This is a genomic window from Bradyrhizobium cosmicum (assembly GCF_007290395.2).
GTDB classification, from domain to species: domain Bacteria; phylum Pseudomonadota; class Alphaproteobacteria; order Rhizobiales; family Xanthobacteraceae; genus Bradyrhizobium; species Bradyrhizobium cosmicum.
The window spans coordinates 1,907,876-1,923,078 of record NZ_CP041656.2 but is presented as its reverse complement, the minus strand read 5'-3'; the positions used below and the strand labels follow the sequence as shown (position 1 = coordinate 1,923,078).

The window sequence follows — 15,203 nt, the reverse complement described above, 5'->3', positions numbered from 1 at the left end:
TTCCTGCAAGCTATCCCTTTCGCGATTTCGTCGAAGCCGGAGGTGTTATGTCTTACTCAGTCGATCTTGGAGATCTCTTTCGGCTTATGGCTGGACAAGTTGCTGACATTTTGAAGGGTAAGAAACCGAGTGTACCAGCCAACTAAATTTGAATTGGTCATCAATGCGAAGACTGCCAAAGCCCTCAGCCCCGACCTATCACCATCCTTCCTTGCTCGCGCAGATCAGGTAATAGATTAGCGCCTCTTATTTGTATTTGACCGCGAAGCGAATGGGCGACGTCTCCTGTTGGCGCGAATGCGAAGTCTGTGCAGCGTCCCGGGTGATCGGCTCATAAGGTAACCGGAAACAGCCGACCAGCACTCCGAGGGGCGCTCATGACCCGAAGCAGCCATTGTTCGGTTCGAGGAAATCGGTCAACGCGGCATCAATGCTTCGACAGGAAATCCAACATGACCTTATTAAAGACGTCAGCATTCTGTCTCTGCATACCGTGCCCTGCATTTGGTATAACCACCGTTGCAGGAAACTCCCGACACTTGCGCATTTCATTGTAAAAAAATTCGAATTTCTTTGGACTCTTGTCCCCCGTCATGAACAGCACTGGAAAATCAAATTTCGTGACGTCGGCGCATGCGCTGATCGGGCGGTCTTTGTCCCCCAAAGCCGTGTAAATATTTGCCAGAAACATCTGCTTCGTTGGTTCGGGAAACTTTTGCCATGTGCCAGGGCCATTCAACATATCAACGAACACCTCCGCAGCGTTGGCTGGTTCTCCTGCTTCCAGGTTTTTCTGGAGGGTCCCAATCACCTTTTTTGTGAAATCTCCGGCTGCTTTGCCCTCGGCAGTCTCAGGCACCAACATCTCGATGCTGGCATCCGGCAGCACCAGTGTTCGAATGAGGTCGGCGTGCGATTTCGCTACCTCGACTGCAACCGCGCCTCCCCGCGAATGCCCGACGAGGTGCACCTTCCCGAGGTTCAATCTCTTGATCAGCGCAGCAACATCCTGAGCGTGCTGTTCGACCGAAAAGTCGGTGCCAGCGCCGTCCCAGCGTTCCGGGTAAAAGTGCCTTAGACTAACCGCGACCACTCTGTAGGATGCGCTGAAAACTCTGAATTGGACGTCCCAAATGCGGTAATCGGCCGTTGACCCGTGCACCAGAACGATCGACGTACCCTCGCCCGCGTCCCGGTAATCCATGGGATATCCGTTGATTGCTTCCCATTTCAGTTCCGGGGGAATCGGCCAGTTGGGCTTGACCTCTTGTGCCCACAGCTGTGCGCTCGTGCACACGGCAAATAAAAACGACACCACGCCGCGCCGCATTTCAAATCCCTCCTCAGGCAGTTCTCCGAGAGGATCAGGCTTGCCGCAAGCATAGTTATCCTAAAGGCGCATGGTAGCAAGCTATGAACCCAAGGGCGCATAGCTTTCTTGACTCAACAGAGTCCGTTCATGGCCCGTAGCGGACCTCCCGGCATGTCTGCTTTTGGACCGCTACCGGGGCACAAACGGACATTAGGCGCCGGCCCGCTTTCTCGATTATGAGTGCACGCCCGCTCTAGGGCCGCCGCGTCCAGCGCTCGGCGTTGACGGCGCCCTGCGGGACCTCGCCTTTGACGATCGCCTCGACCTGCCGCACCGTTTCCAGTGACTGGTATTCGATCGCCTGCGGCGTGAGACCGCCGACATGCGGCGTTGAGATAACGTTGGGCAGCTTTGCCAGCTCCGGGGTCGGCATCTGATCGGGCGCGCGGCCGACATCCATGGCGGCGCCTGCGATGCGGCCTTCGCGCAGCGCGCGTGCCAGCGCCGCCTCGTCGACGAGATTGCCGCGCGAGAGATTGACGAACACGGCATGCGTCTGCATGCGCGCCAGCGCCGCCTCGCCGATCATATTCTCGGTCTGCTCGTTGGCAATGGCGAGGCAGACGACATAGTCGGACGCAGCGAGAAGCTCGTCGAGACCGACCTGCCGGATGGCGCCGTCGCTGACATCAGCGAAGGGATCGCAGACCAGCACCTCCATGCGCATCACCTTGGCAATCTCGGCGAGATAGCGCCCGATGCTGCCGTAGCCGATGATCCCGATCCGGCTGCCGGCGAGCTGGCGGCCCATCCGCGCCTCGGGCTTGCGGCCGGCCTGGTAGTCGGCCGTCGCCCGCGATACACCGCGGGAAAGATCGACCATGAAGCCGACCGCGAGCTCGGCAACGGCCTGCACGAAACCGGGCCCGGCGCGGGTCACCAGCACGCCGGCTTGCGAGGCCGCTTCGACATCGACGTTGCGGATGTCGACGGCGCAGCGAACGAAGGCACGCAGGCGCGGCAGCTGCGCGAAGATCTCGCCGCGCCCTTCGGTCATGCGGTCGGCGACGATGATGTCGACGTCTTTCGCCGCGCGCACGAGGCTGGCCGCGTCCAGGGTGTCATCGCTCTCGTGCAGGATCACGTCGGCGGCCGCGCGCAGGCCGGTCAGACTGCGGTCGCCATAGTAATTGCGACGCATTTCCGGCGTATGGGCGAGCACGACTTTCACGACGGAACTCCTTCAATAGCCGAACGCCCGCGGCAGCGCGGTCGAGAGCCATGGCACGAAGGCAATGACGAGCAGGCAGAGGAACAGCAGGCCGAGATAGCCCATGATCGGCTTCACCGTCTGCTCGATCGGCACATTGCCGATCAGGCAGGCGCCATAGAGCCCGAGCCCGAGCGGCGGGGCAAACAGGCCGATGCCCATCGCGATGACCAGCACGACGCCGAAATGGAGGGGATCGACGCCGAGCTGTACCGCGACCGGCAGCAGCAGCGGCCCGAAGATGATGAGCGCGGCGGCGCCTTCCAGCACCGAGCCCATCACGATCAGCACGGCGATGGCGAGCAGGATGAACAGCCAGACGCCCGAGGTCTTGGACAAGCCGAGCATGAAATCGCCGACCGCGTGCGGCACCTGCTGCAAGGTCAGCGTGAACGCCAGCGACTGGGCTGCGGCGACGATGAACAGCACGAGCCCGGAGCGTGTCGCCGCCTGCACGAAACTGTGTGCTGCCGACTTGAAGCCGAGTTCGCGGAACACCACGCTGCCGACGATCAACGCATAGGCCACCGCGAAGGCGGAGATTTCCGTGGCCGTGGCAAAGCCGCTCTTGAAGCCGAAGAAGATCATGAAGATCAGGCCGAACGAGGCGATCGCACCGCTCCACAGACCCGACACCGGCATCTGCGGCGCGACGTCCTCGGCTTCAGCCGGCTGCTTGCCGAAGATGATGGACACCGCGATCAGCACAGCTGCCATCAGCGCCGCCGGCAGCAGGCCGGCGACGAACAGGCCGCCGATCGACAGGTTCGCGACGAAGCCGAGGATGATCAGGTTGATGCAGGGCGGGATGGTCTCCGCCATCACCGCGGACGCCGCGAGCAGCGCCACCGCGCTGCCCGGATTCTGCCTTGAGCGGCGTGCGGCCGGAATCAGCACGGAGCCGACCGCGGCGACGTCGGCCATCTTCGAGCCTGATATGCCAGAGAACAGCACCATCGAGGCGACCATCACGACGTTGAGGCCGCCGCGCATACGGCCGACCCCGCGTTGCAGCAGCTCGATCAGGCGCACAGACATGCCGTTGGCTTCCATGAGGTAGCCGACGAGGATGAAGAAGGGAATCGCGAGCAGCACGAAATTATCGATGCCGCGCGCCATCTGCTGAGCGAAGATGACGCCGGGCAGCGCGCCTTCGACCCAGATGAAGATCAGCGCGGCCAGCGCCAGCGCAAAGCCGATCGGCAGCCCGCCGAACAGGGTCGCGAAGAAGCCGATCAGCATCAGCGTACCCGCCGACGGCACCGATGACGGCGACAGATAATCCCAGGCGAGATAGAGGCCGGCGACGATGACGACAGCGATGAGACCCCTGACGATGTCAGGAAGCGGCCTTGCGCAGAGCTGGTCGATCGCGAACACCGTCATGAACAGCGCGCCGGCGCCCATCGGGTAGAAGGTCAGCTCCAACGGCAGACCCGAGCCGGTGGTCTGGCCCGCAGTCAGCGAACCCAGCTTGATGGCGTTATAGGCGACATAGCCCGAGATCAGCACGACCAGCACCGCGCTCGCAGCATCGACCAGCGTCCGGAAGCGCAGCGGCAGCAGGTCGCGAAAGAACGAGACGCCGACATTCTCGCCGCGCGCGAGCGCGCTGGCCGCGCCGAAGAAGGCGGAGCCGACCATCAGGCCACGCGCGACGTCATCGGACCATTCGACCGGTGCATTGAAGAAGAAGCGCAGCAACACCGAGCCGCAGACCACGACGAGATCGGCGGCCAGCAGGACGGCCGCGATCGCGTCACTCAGGCGAAGCAAAAGGGTAACGCCCCCGTGGCGCTCGCCCGAGAGAGACATTGCGCCGGTTATCGCCATCTCAGGCCTGTGTCGCGCGGATGATGTCGATGACGGCCTTGGAGTCCGGCCGCGCCTTGATGAAATTCTCGTGCTGCGGCGCCACGCGCTTCTTGAACGCCTCGCGATCGCATTCGGCGACCGTCACGCCCTTCTCGGTCAGGGCCGCCAGTGCCTCCTTCTCGACCGCAAGCCCGTGGGCGCGCGTGTCGGCCGCGGCCTTCTTCGCGGCATCGAGGAAGCCGTCACGCAGCTTCGGGTCCATGCGGTTGTAGGTCATGTCGCTGAAGTAGATCGCGAGCGGCGAGAAATTGTGCTGAGTCAGCGCGTAGAACTTTGCGGTCTCGAAGAACTTGCTGGCGAGGATGGTCGGCGGATCGTGCTCCAGGCCATCAAGCACGCCGGCCTGCAGCGCCGTGTAGATCTCGCCGAACGCCAGCGGCGTGGCGGCGGCGCCCATCAGCCGCAGGCATTCCGTGATGACGGGATTGGGCAGGGTCCGGATCTTGAGGCCGGCGAGGTCTTCCGGCGTCTTTACCGGCTTCTTCGCGAAGACGCTGCGCGAGCCGAAATTATAGGCCCAGGCGATGATGCGGATGTTGCTGCCCTTGAGCAGCGCGTCCTCGATCGGCTTGGCGGCGCCGGACTCGAACGCCTTGGTCTGCTGCGGAAAGCTCGAGAACAGGAAGCCGAGGTCGAAGGTGCCGACCAGCGGCGTCAGATTGGCCGAGATCGAGGAGCCCGACACCATGAGATCGATGACGCCGAGCTTCACCGAATTGATGACGTCGATTTCCTGGCCGAGCTGGTTGTCGGGGAAGAAGGCGACCTCGACCTGCTCGCCGAGCCCGTTTCCCTTCAGATTCTTGACGAGGTTGTCGTAGTAGACGCGGCCATTGGCGAATTTGGGATCGTTCGGCAGCGAGGAGGAGCATTTCAGCTTCAGCGTCGCGGCTTCGGCGCGGCCGATGATGGCGGGAGAGAGCACGAGGCCGGCGGTCACCGCCGTCGACGACTTGATGAACGTGCGACGGTTGACGGGCACGATGGTCATGCTTCTCTCCCCAGTCATTTTTGTTTACGGCCGCGATCGTTGTCGCGACCTGTTGCCGCGGACTGTATGGCCAAAGCGACGGAGCAGGCAAGGAGCAGACAAGGGACGCGCCCGGCCAGCACAGGGCCGCGCGCGGCGACCATCCACAAGGCACGTGCGCAGCGGAACGGTCGCGTTTTTCCGGGATTCTCGCTGCGTATCGGCCTGCAGCCTCGCTGTGCGAATGGGCATGCTTGCACGCAGCAGTCGACATCGATCCAATTGGCGCATGGATCAATGCGCGATTCACATGGATGGCCTGCGAACGATGCTGCGCCGGCTCTGGCAGACACCCTGCCCCATTTTGCCGCACGCTCACCGTGATCCAGTGCACAGACAGACTCTCAACGGCGACCTAGAAGAAGTGATATCCTCGCCTTATTGCCGATGAAGGTGACACCATGCGCCGTCCATTTCTTTCCAATTTGGCCCTTGCATCAGGCCTTCTTGCCCTCGCACAGCTGATGACGCCGACGGAGGCCGCCGCCGAGGCGCGGCTCGCACTCGTAATCGGCCAATCGGCGTATCGCACCGTTCCGGAACTGCCCAACGCCGCCAACGACGCCAAGGGCATGACGGAGCTGCTCGGCAATGCCGGCTTTACCGTCACCACGGCATCCAATCTGGTGCAGAACGACATGCGCCAGGCGATCTCCGATTTCGCCGGCAAGGTCAGCGCCAGCGGCGCCGACACCGTCGCGCTGGTGTTCTATGCCGGCCACGGCCTGCAGATCGACGGCGAGAATTATCTGGTTCCGGTCGATCTCGATCCCAAGCGCGAAGCCGACATTCCGCTTCAAGGCGTGCGGCTGAACGACCTGCTCAACACGCTCGGCGCACTGCCGACGCGGGCGCGCATCTTCATGCTCGATGCCTGCCGCAACAATCCGTTCCCGGCGCTCAGCGGCGCCGGACATGGACTTGCGATCGTCGACACCAAGGCGGGCGCGCCCGGCTCGTTCATTTCCTATTCGACCTCGCCCGGCGCGGAAGCGGAGGACGGGTCCGGCGCCGACAGCCCGTACACCACCGCGGCGCTCTCGGTCGCGCGGCAGCCGAACCTGCCGATCGAGGAAGTGTTCAAGCGCATCCGCGTCGCCGTGGCGCAATCGACCGACGGGCGGCAGATCCCCTGGGAAAGCTCCTCGCTGACGACCGACTTCAAGTTCTTCGGCGAGAGCAGCGGCAGCACGCCCGCACTTCCGGGCGCGTCGTCGATGGCACTCGCCAGCGGCACGCGCAGCGTCGCGGACTGGCGCAAGGATCTGCAGGGCAAGGACGCCAAGGCCGCCTATGAGCTCGTGATCGCCGACGACACGGTCGAGGCGTATCAAGCCTATGTCGAGCTCTATGCACAGGCCTCGTTCACGCCGCGCCTGCGCACGATCCTGGAGCGCCGGCGCCAGATGCTGGCGTGGGAGCGCGCCACCGCGATCAACACCCGTGCCTCGTTCGAGGCCTATCTCAACAATTGGGACAACAGCGATCTGGCCGCGACCGCGCGCAGGCTGCTGCTCCGCGTACAGAACCGCAATTATGCCGTGCCGGTTGCGGCCGCGGCGACACCCGCGCCGGTCGCGGTCGCGATGGCTCCGACCTGCCCCTGCTCGACGCCGACGCCTCCGGCAACCCCGGCGAACCCGGCGGTGGCGCCCGTCATCAAGAAGCGCGTCGACGACACGCCGCCGAAGCGCAAGGTGGTCGAGACACCGCCGAAGCCGCGCCGGCCGCCGCCGCCCGACGAAGTGGTCGTCTACGAACGCGCCCCGCCTCCGCCACCGCCCGTAGGTGTCGGCATCGGGATTGGAATCGGCCGCGGCGGCTACGGCGGGGGCGGTTACGGAGGTGGCGGCTACGGCGGTCCGGTACGCGGCGACAATTATCGCAGCAGGTATTGAGGCCACTTCCGCGATACGGAGGACAGATTTGTCCTCCGTCATTGCGAGCGTAGCGAAGCAATCCAGACTCTTTCCGCGGATGCATTCTGGATTGCTTCGCTACGCTCGCAATGACAACGGAAAGGCCGCCGCCCCGGGACACGCGCTCCATCCGAAAATGCTGTAGTGTGATCGGCCGAGACACGCTTTCCGGGGACCTCGATGCCGCACGACTCTCGCGCCAGGAGCTCCTGGCCGCTCTTCCGGTCGCTCGCGTCCTATTCCCTGCCCGGCGACCTCCTGGCGGGATTGACGCTGGCGGCGATCGCGATCCCCGAGCAGATGGCCACCGCGCGGCTCGGCGGCTTCGCGCCGCAGATCGGCTTCTTCGCCTTCATGGCGGGCTCGCTCGGCTTTGCACTGCTCGGCGGCAACCGCTTCCTGTCATGCGGCGCCGATTCCACGATCACGCCGATCTTTGCCGGCGGGCTTGCAGCGCTCGCCGCGACAGGCTCGCCGGACTATCAGGGCCTTGCGATCGCGCTTGCGCTGATGGTCGGCGCGATGATGCTGGCCGGCGGCGCCTTCCGCCTCGGCGGCATCGCCAACCTGTTGTCGGTGCCGGTCATGGTCGGCTTCCTCGCCGGCATCTCCGTCCACATCATCGTCTCGCAATTGCCGGGCGTGCTGGGACTTCAATCGCCTGATGGCCCGACGCTCGATCGCATCGTCGTGCTCGCCGGCCAACTCGGCCGTGCCAATCCGTTCACGCTGTGCATCGGTTTCGGTGTGCTGGCCGTGGTCTTCGTCTCCGAGACGATCAGCGCCAAGATTCCCGGCGCGCTGATCGGGCTCGTGGCCGCGACGCTCGCCGCGATCGCACTTGGCATCGATAGCAGGGGCATCAGCGTCGTCGGCACGGTGCCGGGCACGCTGCCGCGGCCGACCCTGCCCGACCTCGCGCCGGAGCAGTGGGTTCGCCTGGTGCCGCTCGCCTTCGTGATCACTGTGGTGGTGATGGTGCAGACCGCGGCCACGACGCGGTCGTTCCCGTCCGATCCCGACACGCCCGCCGATGTCGACCGGGATTTCCTCGGCGCGGGCGCCGGCAGCTTGCTCTCAGGCCTGTTCGGCGCGTTTCCGGTCAATGCCAGCCCGCCGCGGACGGGGATCGTCGCCGAGACCGGCGGACAATCGCAGCTCGCCGGCCTTGCGGCGGCGGGAATCGTGCTGGCGCTGCTCGCGTTCGGAACCGGACTTCTGCAGCACGTCCCTGACGCGGCGCTCGGCGGCATCCTGCTGTTCGTGGCGCTGCGGATCGTCCGGATCAAGCAGATCGTCACGATCTATCGCCAGTCCCCAAGCGAATTCCTGCTGATCGTCGCTACCGCCGCGCTGATCATCATCCTGCCGATCCAGCAGGGCGCGTTCCTCGGCATCATGCTGTCGCTGCTGCACGGCATCTGGAGCACGACGCGCGCGCGGCTCGTCAAGTTCGAGCGCGTGCCGGGCACCACGATCTGGTGGCCGGCGCATCCGCACATCACCGGCGAGCGCATCGACGGCGTCGCGGTGATCGGGCTGCAAGCGCCGCTCTCGTTCCTCAACGCCCCCGGTTTCCGCAGCGACGTGAACGAGGTTCTCACGACATCGACGCCGCAACTGCTGGTGCTCGAGGCAAGCGGCATGGTCGAGATCGATTTCACCGCCGCGCAGATCCTGCTCGAAATCTTCAAGGCGTGCAGCGAACAGGGGGTCACGGTGGCGCTGGCGCGGCTGGAATCGGTGCGCGCACAGGACGCGTTCGAACGCTTCAGACTGTTCGACGCCCTGCCCCGCGAGCACGTCTTCCACAGCGTGGACGAGGCCGTACACAAGCTGGCGAAATAGCAGTTGGGTCACACAGGCAGAGCCGCGTACTCGCTGTAACCTCTCCCGCTTGCGGGAGAGGTCGGCGCGGAGCGCCGGGTGAGGGCTTTCTCCTCTAGGGGATTGTCCCATTGCGGAGACACCCTCTCCCCAACCCTCCCCCGCACGCGGGGGAGGGAGCGCGCCGTCCTCGCGGCAACCTTCACTGCATCAGCGTCGGATGATCCCGCTGCACCGTCTCGCGGATCCAGCTGGCATGGATCGCGCGGAACAGGATCTGCGCGGTCTTGAGGTCGTTCGCCGCCATGCAGAGATCGACGATGCGGCGGACCGCGTCGTCGCGCATCAATCCATCCGAAATCTTCATTGCGATTTCCATCGCGACCTTGGCCGCGCGCTCGTAGCGCTCGCTGTCGCTCTCGTCGTTGCGCCCAGAGCCTGCCGCGCTCGCAGCAGCAGCGTCACAGATCGCGCGGATGCGCTCGGCAGCCTCGATATCGCCTAGCGAGCCTTCGATCGCCTCATCCCAGATGTCTTGTCGCGTCTTTCGCGCGAACCAGCGCATTGCCCGCTCCGTTTGATGGAGCGAGCATAAACGGCGGTCAGCCTGCGCGCTACGCCTCCGGCACGATCTTGCCGGGGTTAAAGATGTTCTGTGGATCGAGCGCCTTCTTCAACGCGCGCATGGCGTCGATCGCCTCGGGACCGAGTTCCGCCTTGAGATATTTCTGCTTGCCCTGGCCGATGCCGTGCTCGCCGGTGCAAGTGCCGTCCATCGCCTGCGCGCGCTCGACCAGGCGATGCATGAATTCCTCGCCGCGCGCCATCTCGTCGGCATCGTTGGTGTCGCAGACCAGCGAGCAATGGAAATTACCGTCGCCGACGTGGCCGACGATCGGCGACAACAGATTGAGACGCTTGAGGTCTTCCTCGGTCTCGCCGACGCAATCGGCAAGCCGCGAGATCGGCACGCAGACGTCGGTTGCGACCACGCCGATGCTGTCGCCGGGGCGGAGCGCCTTCACGGACCAATAGGCATCGTGCCGCGCCTGCCACAGCTTAGTGCGGTCCTCGGGCTTGGTGGTCCAGGAGAAGTCGCCACCACCGCAATCTTTCGCAATCTCGCCGAAGGCCTTGGACTGCTCGGCAACCTCGATCTCGCTGCCGTGGAATTCCATCAGGAGCAGCGGCGTCTCCGGCAGCGTCAGCTTCGAATAGGCGTTGCAGGCCTTCACCTGCGCGGCATTGAGCAGCTCGATGCGCGCCACGGGAATGCCGGTCTGGATCGCCAGGATCACGGCCTGACACGCCCCGTGCACGGTCTCGAAAGACACCGCGCCGGCGGCAATCGTCTCGGGAATGCCGCGCAGGCGGATGGTCAGCTCCGAGATGATGCCGAGCGTGCCTTCGGCGCCGACGAACAGATGCGTCAGGTCATAGCCGGCGGAGGATTTCTTGGCACGCGTGCCGGTCGTGATGATCTCGCCGTCGCCGCGCACGACCTTGAGCGCCAGCACGCTGTCGCGCATGGTGCCATAGCGCACCGCATTGGTGCCGGAGGCGCGGGTCGAGGCCATGCCGCCAAGCGAAGCATCCGCGCCGGGATCGATCGGGAAGAACAGGCCCTGGTCGCGCAGATGCTCGTTGAGCGCCTTGCGGGTGACGCCGGGCTGGATCACGCAGTCGAGGTCCTCGGCGTGCACGGCCAGCACCTTGTTCATGTCGCGCAGGTCGATAGAGATACCGCCGGCCGGCGCGTTGACCTGGCCCTCCAGCGAGGTGCCGGTGCCGAAGGCAATGACCGGCACACCGTTCCTGGCGCAGATCCGTACCACGTCCTGGATGTCGGCGGTCTCCTGCGCCATCACCACGCCATCGGGCGGCTGGTTGGGGATCCACGTGGTGGTATGGCCGTGCTGCTCGCGGACGGCCTGCGAGGTGATCAGGCGGTTTCCGAAGCGTGCGGCAAGCTGCTCCAGCGCGCTCGCGAGGGCTTTCGGCTCCGGCCGCGGCGGATTATTGGTGATGGTGGTACCCACGGAAATTCCTCCGACAGAAGAACCGTGGCAAAGGACATAAAACCGGTCAAGTCAAGCGACCGGACGCATAGCTGGAAGGAAACCTGCCCGTGACTACCACTGCGCCAACAGCCGAGCCATTCCGCGCCTCGATCATGCAGATCGAGCCGCAATGGATCGACTATAACGGCCATCTCAACATGGCCTATTACAACGTGATGTTCGACCGGGCGATCGACCAGATGTGGCTACAGCTCGGCATCGGGCCGGGCTACATGAAGGAGCGAGGCGGATCGACCTTCACTGCCGAATGCCATGTGCGGTATTTGCGCGAGATCCATCTCGGCGATCCCGTGCAGGTCTCGGTCTGGCTGCTGGAGGCCGACGACAAGCGGCTGCACACATTCCAGCAGCTACGACACGCGACCGAAGGATGGCTGTCGGCCACCTCGGAAAACATGTCGCTCCACATCGACATGGGCTCGCGCAAGGTGGCGCCGTTTCCACCCGATATCAGCGCCCGCATCCAGACCGTCGTCGCGACCCACAGTGCCGTGCCGCGGCCCGAGGGCATCGGCCGAAACGTGGCGATGCCCTCGAAGCGGTAGTGCTGATCATGCACCAATCATAACGTCGCTAGATCCTGCTACGGCCGCGGGCCAGGCCGACCACGGCCGAGACCAGGAACAGGACGATCGCGATGAAGAAGATGATCTTGGCGATTTCGATCGACGCGCCGGCGATGCCGCCAAAGCCCAGAATACCGGCGATCAGTGCGATAACCAGAAACGTCACAACCCAGCTCAGCATGGCAGAACCTCTGTTTCGATGACTGTCTGCGATCGGCGCGGCTGAGGCGCCTCACTTGCCCAAACAATCTCCAAAGCGGAACATTGGTTCCCGCCCGTTCCCGCCGGAAATTCGCCCGTCCAGGAGGAACAAATCGCCCCGCCGCGCACGTGGAAAACCCCGCCTCGGCGCCCCATATAGGGATCAATCCCTGTTATGAAGGCTCCCTTCCGCCACCCCGCGGTGCCATCGTGGGGCCAATGATTCGCATGACCGAGCCAAGCAAGATCACCTCCGAGAGCGTCCCCGACCACCAGCCAGCGGCCGGCGGCATCGCCGCGCGTGCGCGCGCCTCGGTGGGCCCGAAATATCTGGCGGGGCTCAATCCCGAGCAGCGCGACGCCGTGGAGACCCTGGACGGCCCGGTCCTGGTGCTTGCCGGCGCCGGCACCGGCAAGACCCGCGTGCTGACCACGCGCATCGCCCACATCCTGAGCCAGGGCCGCGCCCGCCCCGCCGAGATTCTGTCGGTGACCTTCACCAACAAGGCCGCGCGCGAGATGAAGCACCGGCTCGGCCAGATGCTCGGCCACGCCGTCGAAGGCATGCCGTGGCTCGGCACCTTCCATTCCATCGGCGGCCGTATCCTGCGCACCCATGCCGAGCTGGCGCAGCTCAAGTCCAATTTCACCGTGCTCGACACCGATGATCAGGTCCGGCTGCTGAAGCAGCTGCTGCAGGCCGACAACATCGACGACAAGCGCTGGCCGGCGCGCATGCTGGCCGGCCTGATCGACGGCTGGAAGAACCGCGGCCTGACGCCGTCGCAGGTGCCCCCAGGCGAAGCCGCCGTGTTCGCCAACGGCAAGGGCGGCAAGCTCTATGCGAGCTACCAGGAGCGCTTGAAGATTTTGAACGCCGCCGATTTCGGCGACCTGCTGCTCGAAGACATCCGGATCTTCCGCGAGCACCCGGATATTCTCAGGCAGTACCAGCAGCGCTTCAAATACATCCTGGTCGACGAGTATCAGGACACGAACGTCGCGCAATATCTGTGGCTGCGGCTGCTGTCGCAGGCCCCTTCTCTCACATCTCCCCGCGTGCGGGGAGAGGTCGCATCGCAAGGCGATGCCGGTGAGGGGGACTCTCCGAGCGCCGCGCTTGTGGAGACTTCCCCGCTGCCCACAAGCGAGGCGAAGGAGAAGTCACCCCACATCAAGAACATTTGCTGCGTCGGCGACGACGACCAGTCGATCTATGGCTGGCGCGGCGCGGAGGTCGACAACATCCTGCGCTTCGAGCACGATTTCCCCGGCGCCAAGGTGATCCGCCTCGAGCGCAACTACCGCTCGACCGGCCATATCCTCGCCGCCGCCTCGCATCTGATCGCGCACAACGAAGGCCGGCTTGGCAAGACGCTGCGCACCGAGGACCAGGACGGCGAGAAGGTCACGGTCACGGGCTCCTGGGATTCCGAAGAGGAAGCCCGCGGCATCGGCGAGGAGATCGAGCAGATCCAGCGCAAGGGCGAGAAGCTGAACGAGATCGCCATTCTCGTGCGCGCCTCCTACCAGATGCGCGAGTTCGAAGACCGCTTCGTCACGCTCGGCCTGCCCTACCGCGTCATCGGCGGCCCGCGCTTCTATGAGCGCGCCGAAATCCGCGACGCGCTGGCTTATCTGCGCGTCATCAATTCGCCCGCCGACGATCTCGCCTTCGAGCGCATCGTCAACGTGCCCAAGCGCGGCCTTGGCGATGCGACCGTGCAGATGCTGCACGACCATGCCCGCAAGCGGCGCATCCCGCTGTTCGAAGCGGCGCGCGCCGTGGTCGACACCGACGAATTGAAACCGAAGGCGCGCGGAAGTCTGCGCGAGGTTGTCGCCCAGTTCGACCGCTGGCGCGCCCAGCGCGAAGTCACCGCGCATACGGACCTCGCCCAGATCGTGCTCGACGAGAGCGGCTATACCGAGATGTGGCAGAAGGACCGTTCGGCGGACGCCGCGGGCCGGCTGGAGAACCTCAAGGAGCTGGTGCGCTCGATGGAGGAGTTCGAGAACCTGCAGGGGTTCTTGGAGCACATCTCGCTGGTGATGGACCGCGACAGCGGCGCCGACGAAGACGCGGTGTCGCTGATGACGCTGCATTCGGCCAAGGGGCTCGAATTCGACAACGTGTTCCTGCCGGGCTGGGAGGAAGGCCTGTTCCCGAGCCAGCGCACGCTGGACGAACAGGGCCGCGCCGGCCTGGAAGAAGAGCGTCGGCTCGGCCATGTCGGCCTGACCCGCGCCCGCCGCCGCGCCATGATCTATTTCGCGACCAACCGGCGCATCCACGGCACCTGGTCGACCACGATCCCGTCGCGCTTCCTCGACGAACTGCCGGCCGCCAATGTCGAGATCACGGAATCCAAGGGCGGCTCGGCCTGGGGTGGCACCGGCGGCTACGGCGCCTCCCGCTTCGACGACATGGAGGCATTCGGCTCGACCTATTCGACCCCGGGCTGGCAGCGCGCACAGGCCAACCGCAACCGGGGTGGCGGCCGCAATGGCGGCGGCGGAAGTGGCGGCTTCGAGGAACAGACGTCGTCGTTCACATCCTCCGCGTCACCCGGGCCCGATTTCGGCAGCTTCTCCTCGCGCCGCCGCGGGCCGATGACGATCGAGGGCGAGCTGGTGGCCAAATCCACCGGCACGACCTCGGAATTCTCGCTCGCCGACCGCGTCTTCCACCAGAAGTTCGGCTACGGCCGCGTCACCAAGGTCGACGGCAACAAGCTCACCATCGCCTTCGACAAGGCCGGCGAGAAGAAGGTCGTGGACAGCTTCGTGCAGCCGGCGTGAGGCCTGCGTGGCTCACTACATCGCCATCATCGAGAACGCCGGTCCAGATGAGGCCGTTGGCGTCTGGTTTCCGGACCTGCCCGGCTGCATTTCCGGCGGCGACGACGTCGATGAAGCCATGGAGAATGCGCCCGAGGCGCTCGCGTTCTATGCACAGGAACTGGTCGAGGACGGCCGCCAGCTTCCGCCGCCGCGGACCTTGGACGAGCTCAAGGCCGACCCTGCCGTGGCCGAGGACCTGGCGAAACATACCGTGGCCCTGATCGAATGGCCGCCCCTCACCGAGGGCACGGAGTGAGGACCGTTCGCCGCACGGGTCG

Annotated in this window: 12 protein-coding genes; 5 read left to right on the top strand and 7 right to left on the bottom strand. The window is 64.8% G+C overall.

The features are described from left to right. Positions 1-427: 427 nt before the first annotated feature. The 4 genes from FNV92_RS09015 to FNV92_RS09000 form a co-directional block, all read right to left on the bottom strand. Complete coding sequence (locus tag FNV92_RS09015; protein ID WP_143841271.1) at positions 428-1,330, bottom strand: alpha/beta fold hydrolase; 903 nt, start codon at positions 1,328-1,330, stop codon at positions 428-430. Between the two features lie 235 nt (positions 1,331-1,565). Beyond that, complete coding sequence (locus FNV92_RS09010; RefSeq protein ID WP_143841272.1) at positions 1,566-2,543, bottom strand: hydroxyacid dehydrogenase; 978 nt, start codon at positions 2,541-2,543, stop codon at positions 1,566-1,568. Between the two features lie 12 nt (positions 2,544-2,555). Then, positions 2,556-4,415, bottom strand: coding sequence for a TRAP transporter large permease (locus FNV92_RS09005; RefSeq protein WP_143841273.1), 1,860 nt, complete (start codon positions 4,413-4,415; stop codon positions 2,556-2,558). A 1-nt stretch (position 4,416) separates the two neighbouring features. Further along, a complete protein-coding gene (locus FNV92_RS09000; RefSeq protein WP_015684327.1) occupies positions 4,417-5,448 on the bottom strand; it encodes a TRAP transporter substrate-binding protein in 1,032 nt (343 codons plus the stop codon). 440 nt (positions 5,449-5,888) lie between these two features. Between FNV92_RS09000 and FNV92_RS08995 the strand changes: the two genes are divergently transcribed. Both FNV92_RS08995 and FNV92_RS08990 read left to right on the top strand, forming a co-directional pair. After that, positions 5,889-7,385, top strand: a complete 1,497-nt coding sequence (locus FNV92_RS08995) for a caspase family protein (RefSeq protein ID WP_143841274.1) — start codon at positions 5,889-5,891, stop codon at positions 7,383-7,385. Between the two features lie 201 nt (positions 7,386-7,586). After that, a complete protein-coding gene (locus FNV92_RS08990) occupies positions 7,587-9,254 on the top strand; it encodes a SulP family inorganic anion transporter (RefSeq protein ID WP_143841275.1) in 1,668 nt (555 codons plus the stop codon). Positions 9,255-9,435: 181 nt separating this feature from the next. Here FNV92_RS08990 and FNV92_RS08985 read toward each other — a convergent pair whose 3' ends face one another. Beyond that, positions 9,436-9,798 (bottom strand): hypothetical protein, encoded by a 363-nt coding sequence (locus FNV92_RS08985; RefSeq protein ID WP_143841276.1) that lies wholly within the window; start codon positions 9,796-9,798, stop codon positions 9,436-9,438. A gap of 49 nt (positions 9,799-9,847) precedes the next feature. Next, complete coding sequence (locus tag FNV92_RS08980; RefSeq protein ID WP_015684323.1) at positions 9,848-11,272, bottom strand: FAD-binding oxidoreductase; 1,425 nt, start codon at positions 11,270-11,272, stop codon at positions 9,848-9,850. A 134-nt stretch (positions 11,273-11,406) separates the two neighbouring features. On the opposite strand from FNV92_RS08980, the gene FNV92_RS08975 reads away from it, so the two are divergent. Then, positions 11,407-11,859 carry a thioesterase family protein gene (locus tag FNV92_RS08975; RefSeq protein ID WP_143846054.1) on the top strand — a complete coding sequence of 151 codons (453 nt, stop codon included), beginning with the start codon at positions 11,407-11,409 and terminating at the stop codon, positions 11,857-11,859. A gap of 28 nt (positions 11,860-11,887) precedes the next feature. Here the strand turns inward: FNV92_RS08975 and FNV92_RS08970 are convergent, their stop codons facing one another. Beyond that, positions 11,888-12,061 carry a DUF1328 domain-containing protein gene (locus FNV92_RS08970; RefSeq protein WP_015684321.1) on the bottom strand — a complete coding sequence of 58 codons (174 nt, stop codon included), beginning with the start codon at positions 12,059-12,061 and terminating at the stop codon, positions 11,888-11,890. Positions 12,062-12,300: 239 nt separating this feature from the next. Here FNV92_RS08970 and FNV92_RS08965 point away from each other — a divergent pair, with 239 nt between their 5' ends. Both FNV92_RS08965 and FNV92_RS08960 read left to right on the top strand, forming a co-directional pair. Further along, positions 12,301-14,883 carry an ATP-dependent helicase gene (locus FNV92_RS08965; protein WP_143841277.1) on the top strand — a complete coding sequence of 861 codons (2,583 nt, stop codon included), beginning with the start codon at positions 12,301-12,303 and terminating at the stop codon, positions 14,881-14,883. Positions 14,884-14,890: 7 nt separating this feature from the next. Beyond that, the gene (locus FNV92_RS08960; protein ID WP_143841278.1) at positions 14,891-15,181 is read left to right on the top strand and encodes a type II toxin-antitoxin system HicB family antitoxin; all 291 of its coding nucleotides are present in this window, start codon (positions 14,891-14,893) and stop codon (positions 15,179-15,181) included. Positions 15,182-15,203 lie beyond the last annotated feature (22 nt).

Coding starts and splice junctions, on each gene's coding strand:
- FNV92_RS08970 (WP_015684321.1), bottom strand. CDS start 12,061: ATGCTGAGCTGGGTTGTGACGTTTCTGGTTATCGCACTGATCGCCGGT.
- FNV92_RS09000 (WP_015684327.1), bottom strand. CDS start 5,448: ATGACCATCGTGCCCGTCAACCGTCGCACGTTCATCAAGTCGTCGACG.
- FNV92_RS09005 (WP_143841273.1), bottom strand. CDS start 4,415: ATGGCGATAACCGGCGCAATGTCTCTCTCGGGCGAGCGCCACGGGGGC.
- FNV92_RS09015 (WP_143841271.1), bottom strand. CDS start 1,330: ATGCGGCGCGGCGTGGTGTCGTTTTTATTTGCCGTGTGCACGAGCGCA.
- FNV92_RS08995 (WP_143841274.1), top strand. CDS start 5,889: ATGCGCCGTCCATTTCTTTCCAATTTGGCCCTTGCATCAGGCCTTCTT.
- FNV92_RS08990 (WP_143841275.1), top strand. CDS start 7,587: ATGCCGCACGACTCTCGCGCCAGGAGCTCCTGGCCGCTCTTCCGGTCG.
- FNV92_RS08965 (WP_143841277.1), top strand. CDS start 12,301: ATGATTCGCATGACCGAGCCAAGCAAGATCACCTCCGAGAGCGTCCCC.
- FNV92_RS08985 (WP_143841276.1), bottom strand. CDS start 9,798: ATGCGCTGGTTCGCGCGAAAGACGCGACAAGACATCTGGGATGAGGCG.
- FNV92_RS08975 (WP_143846054.1), top strand. CDS start 11,407: ATGCAGATCGAGCCGCAATGGATCGACTATAACGGCCATCTCAACATG.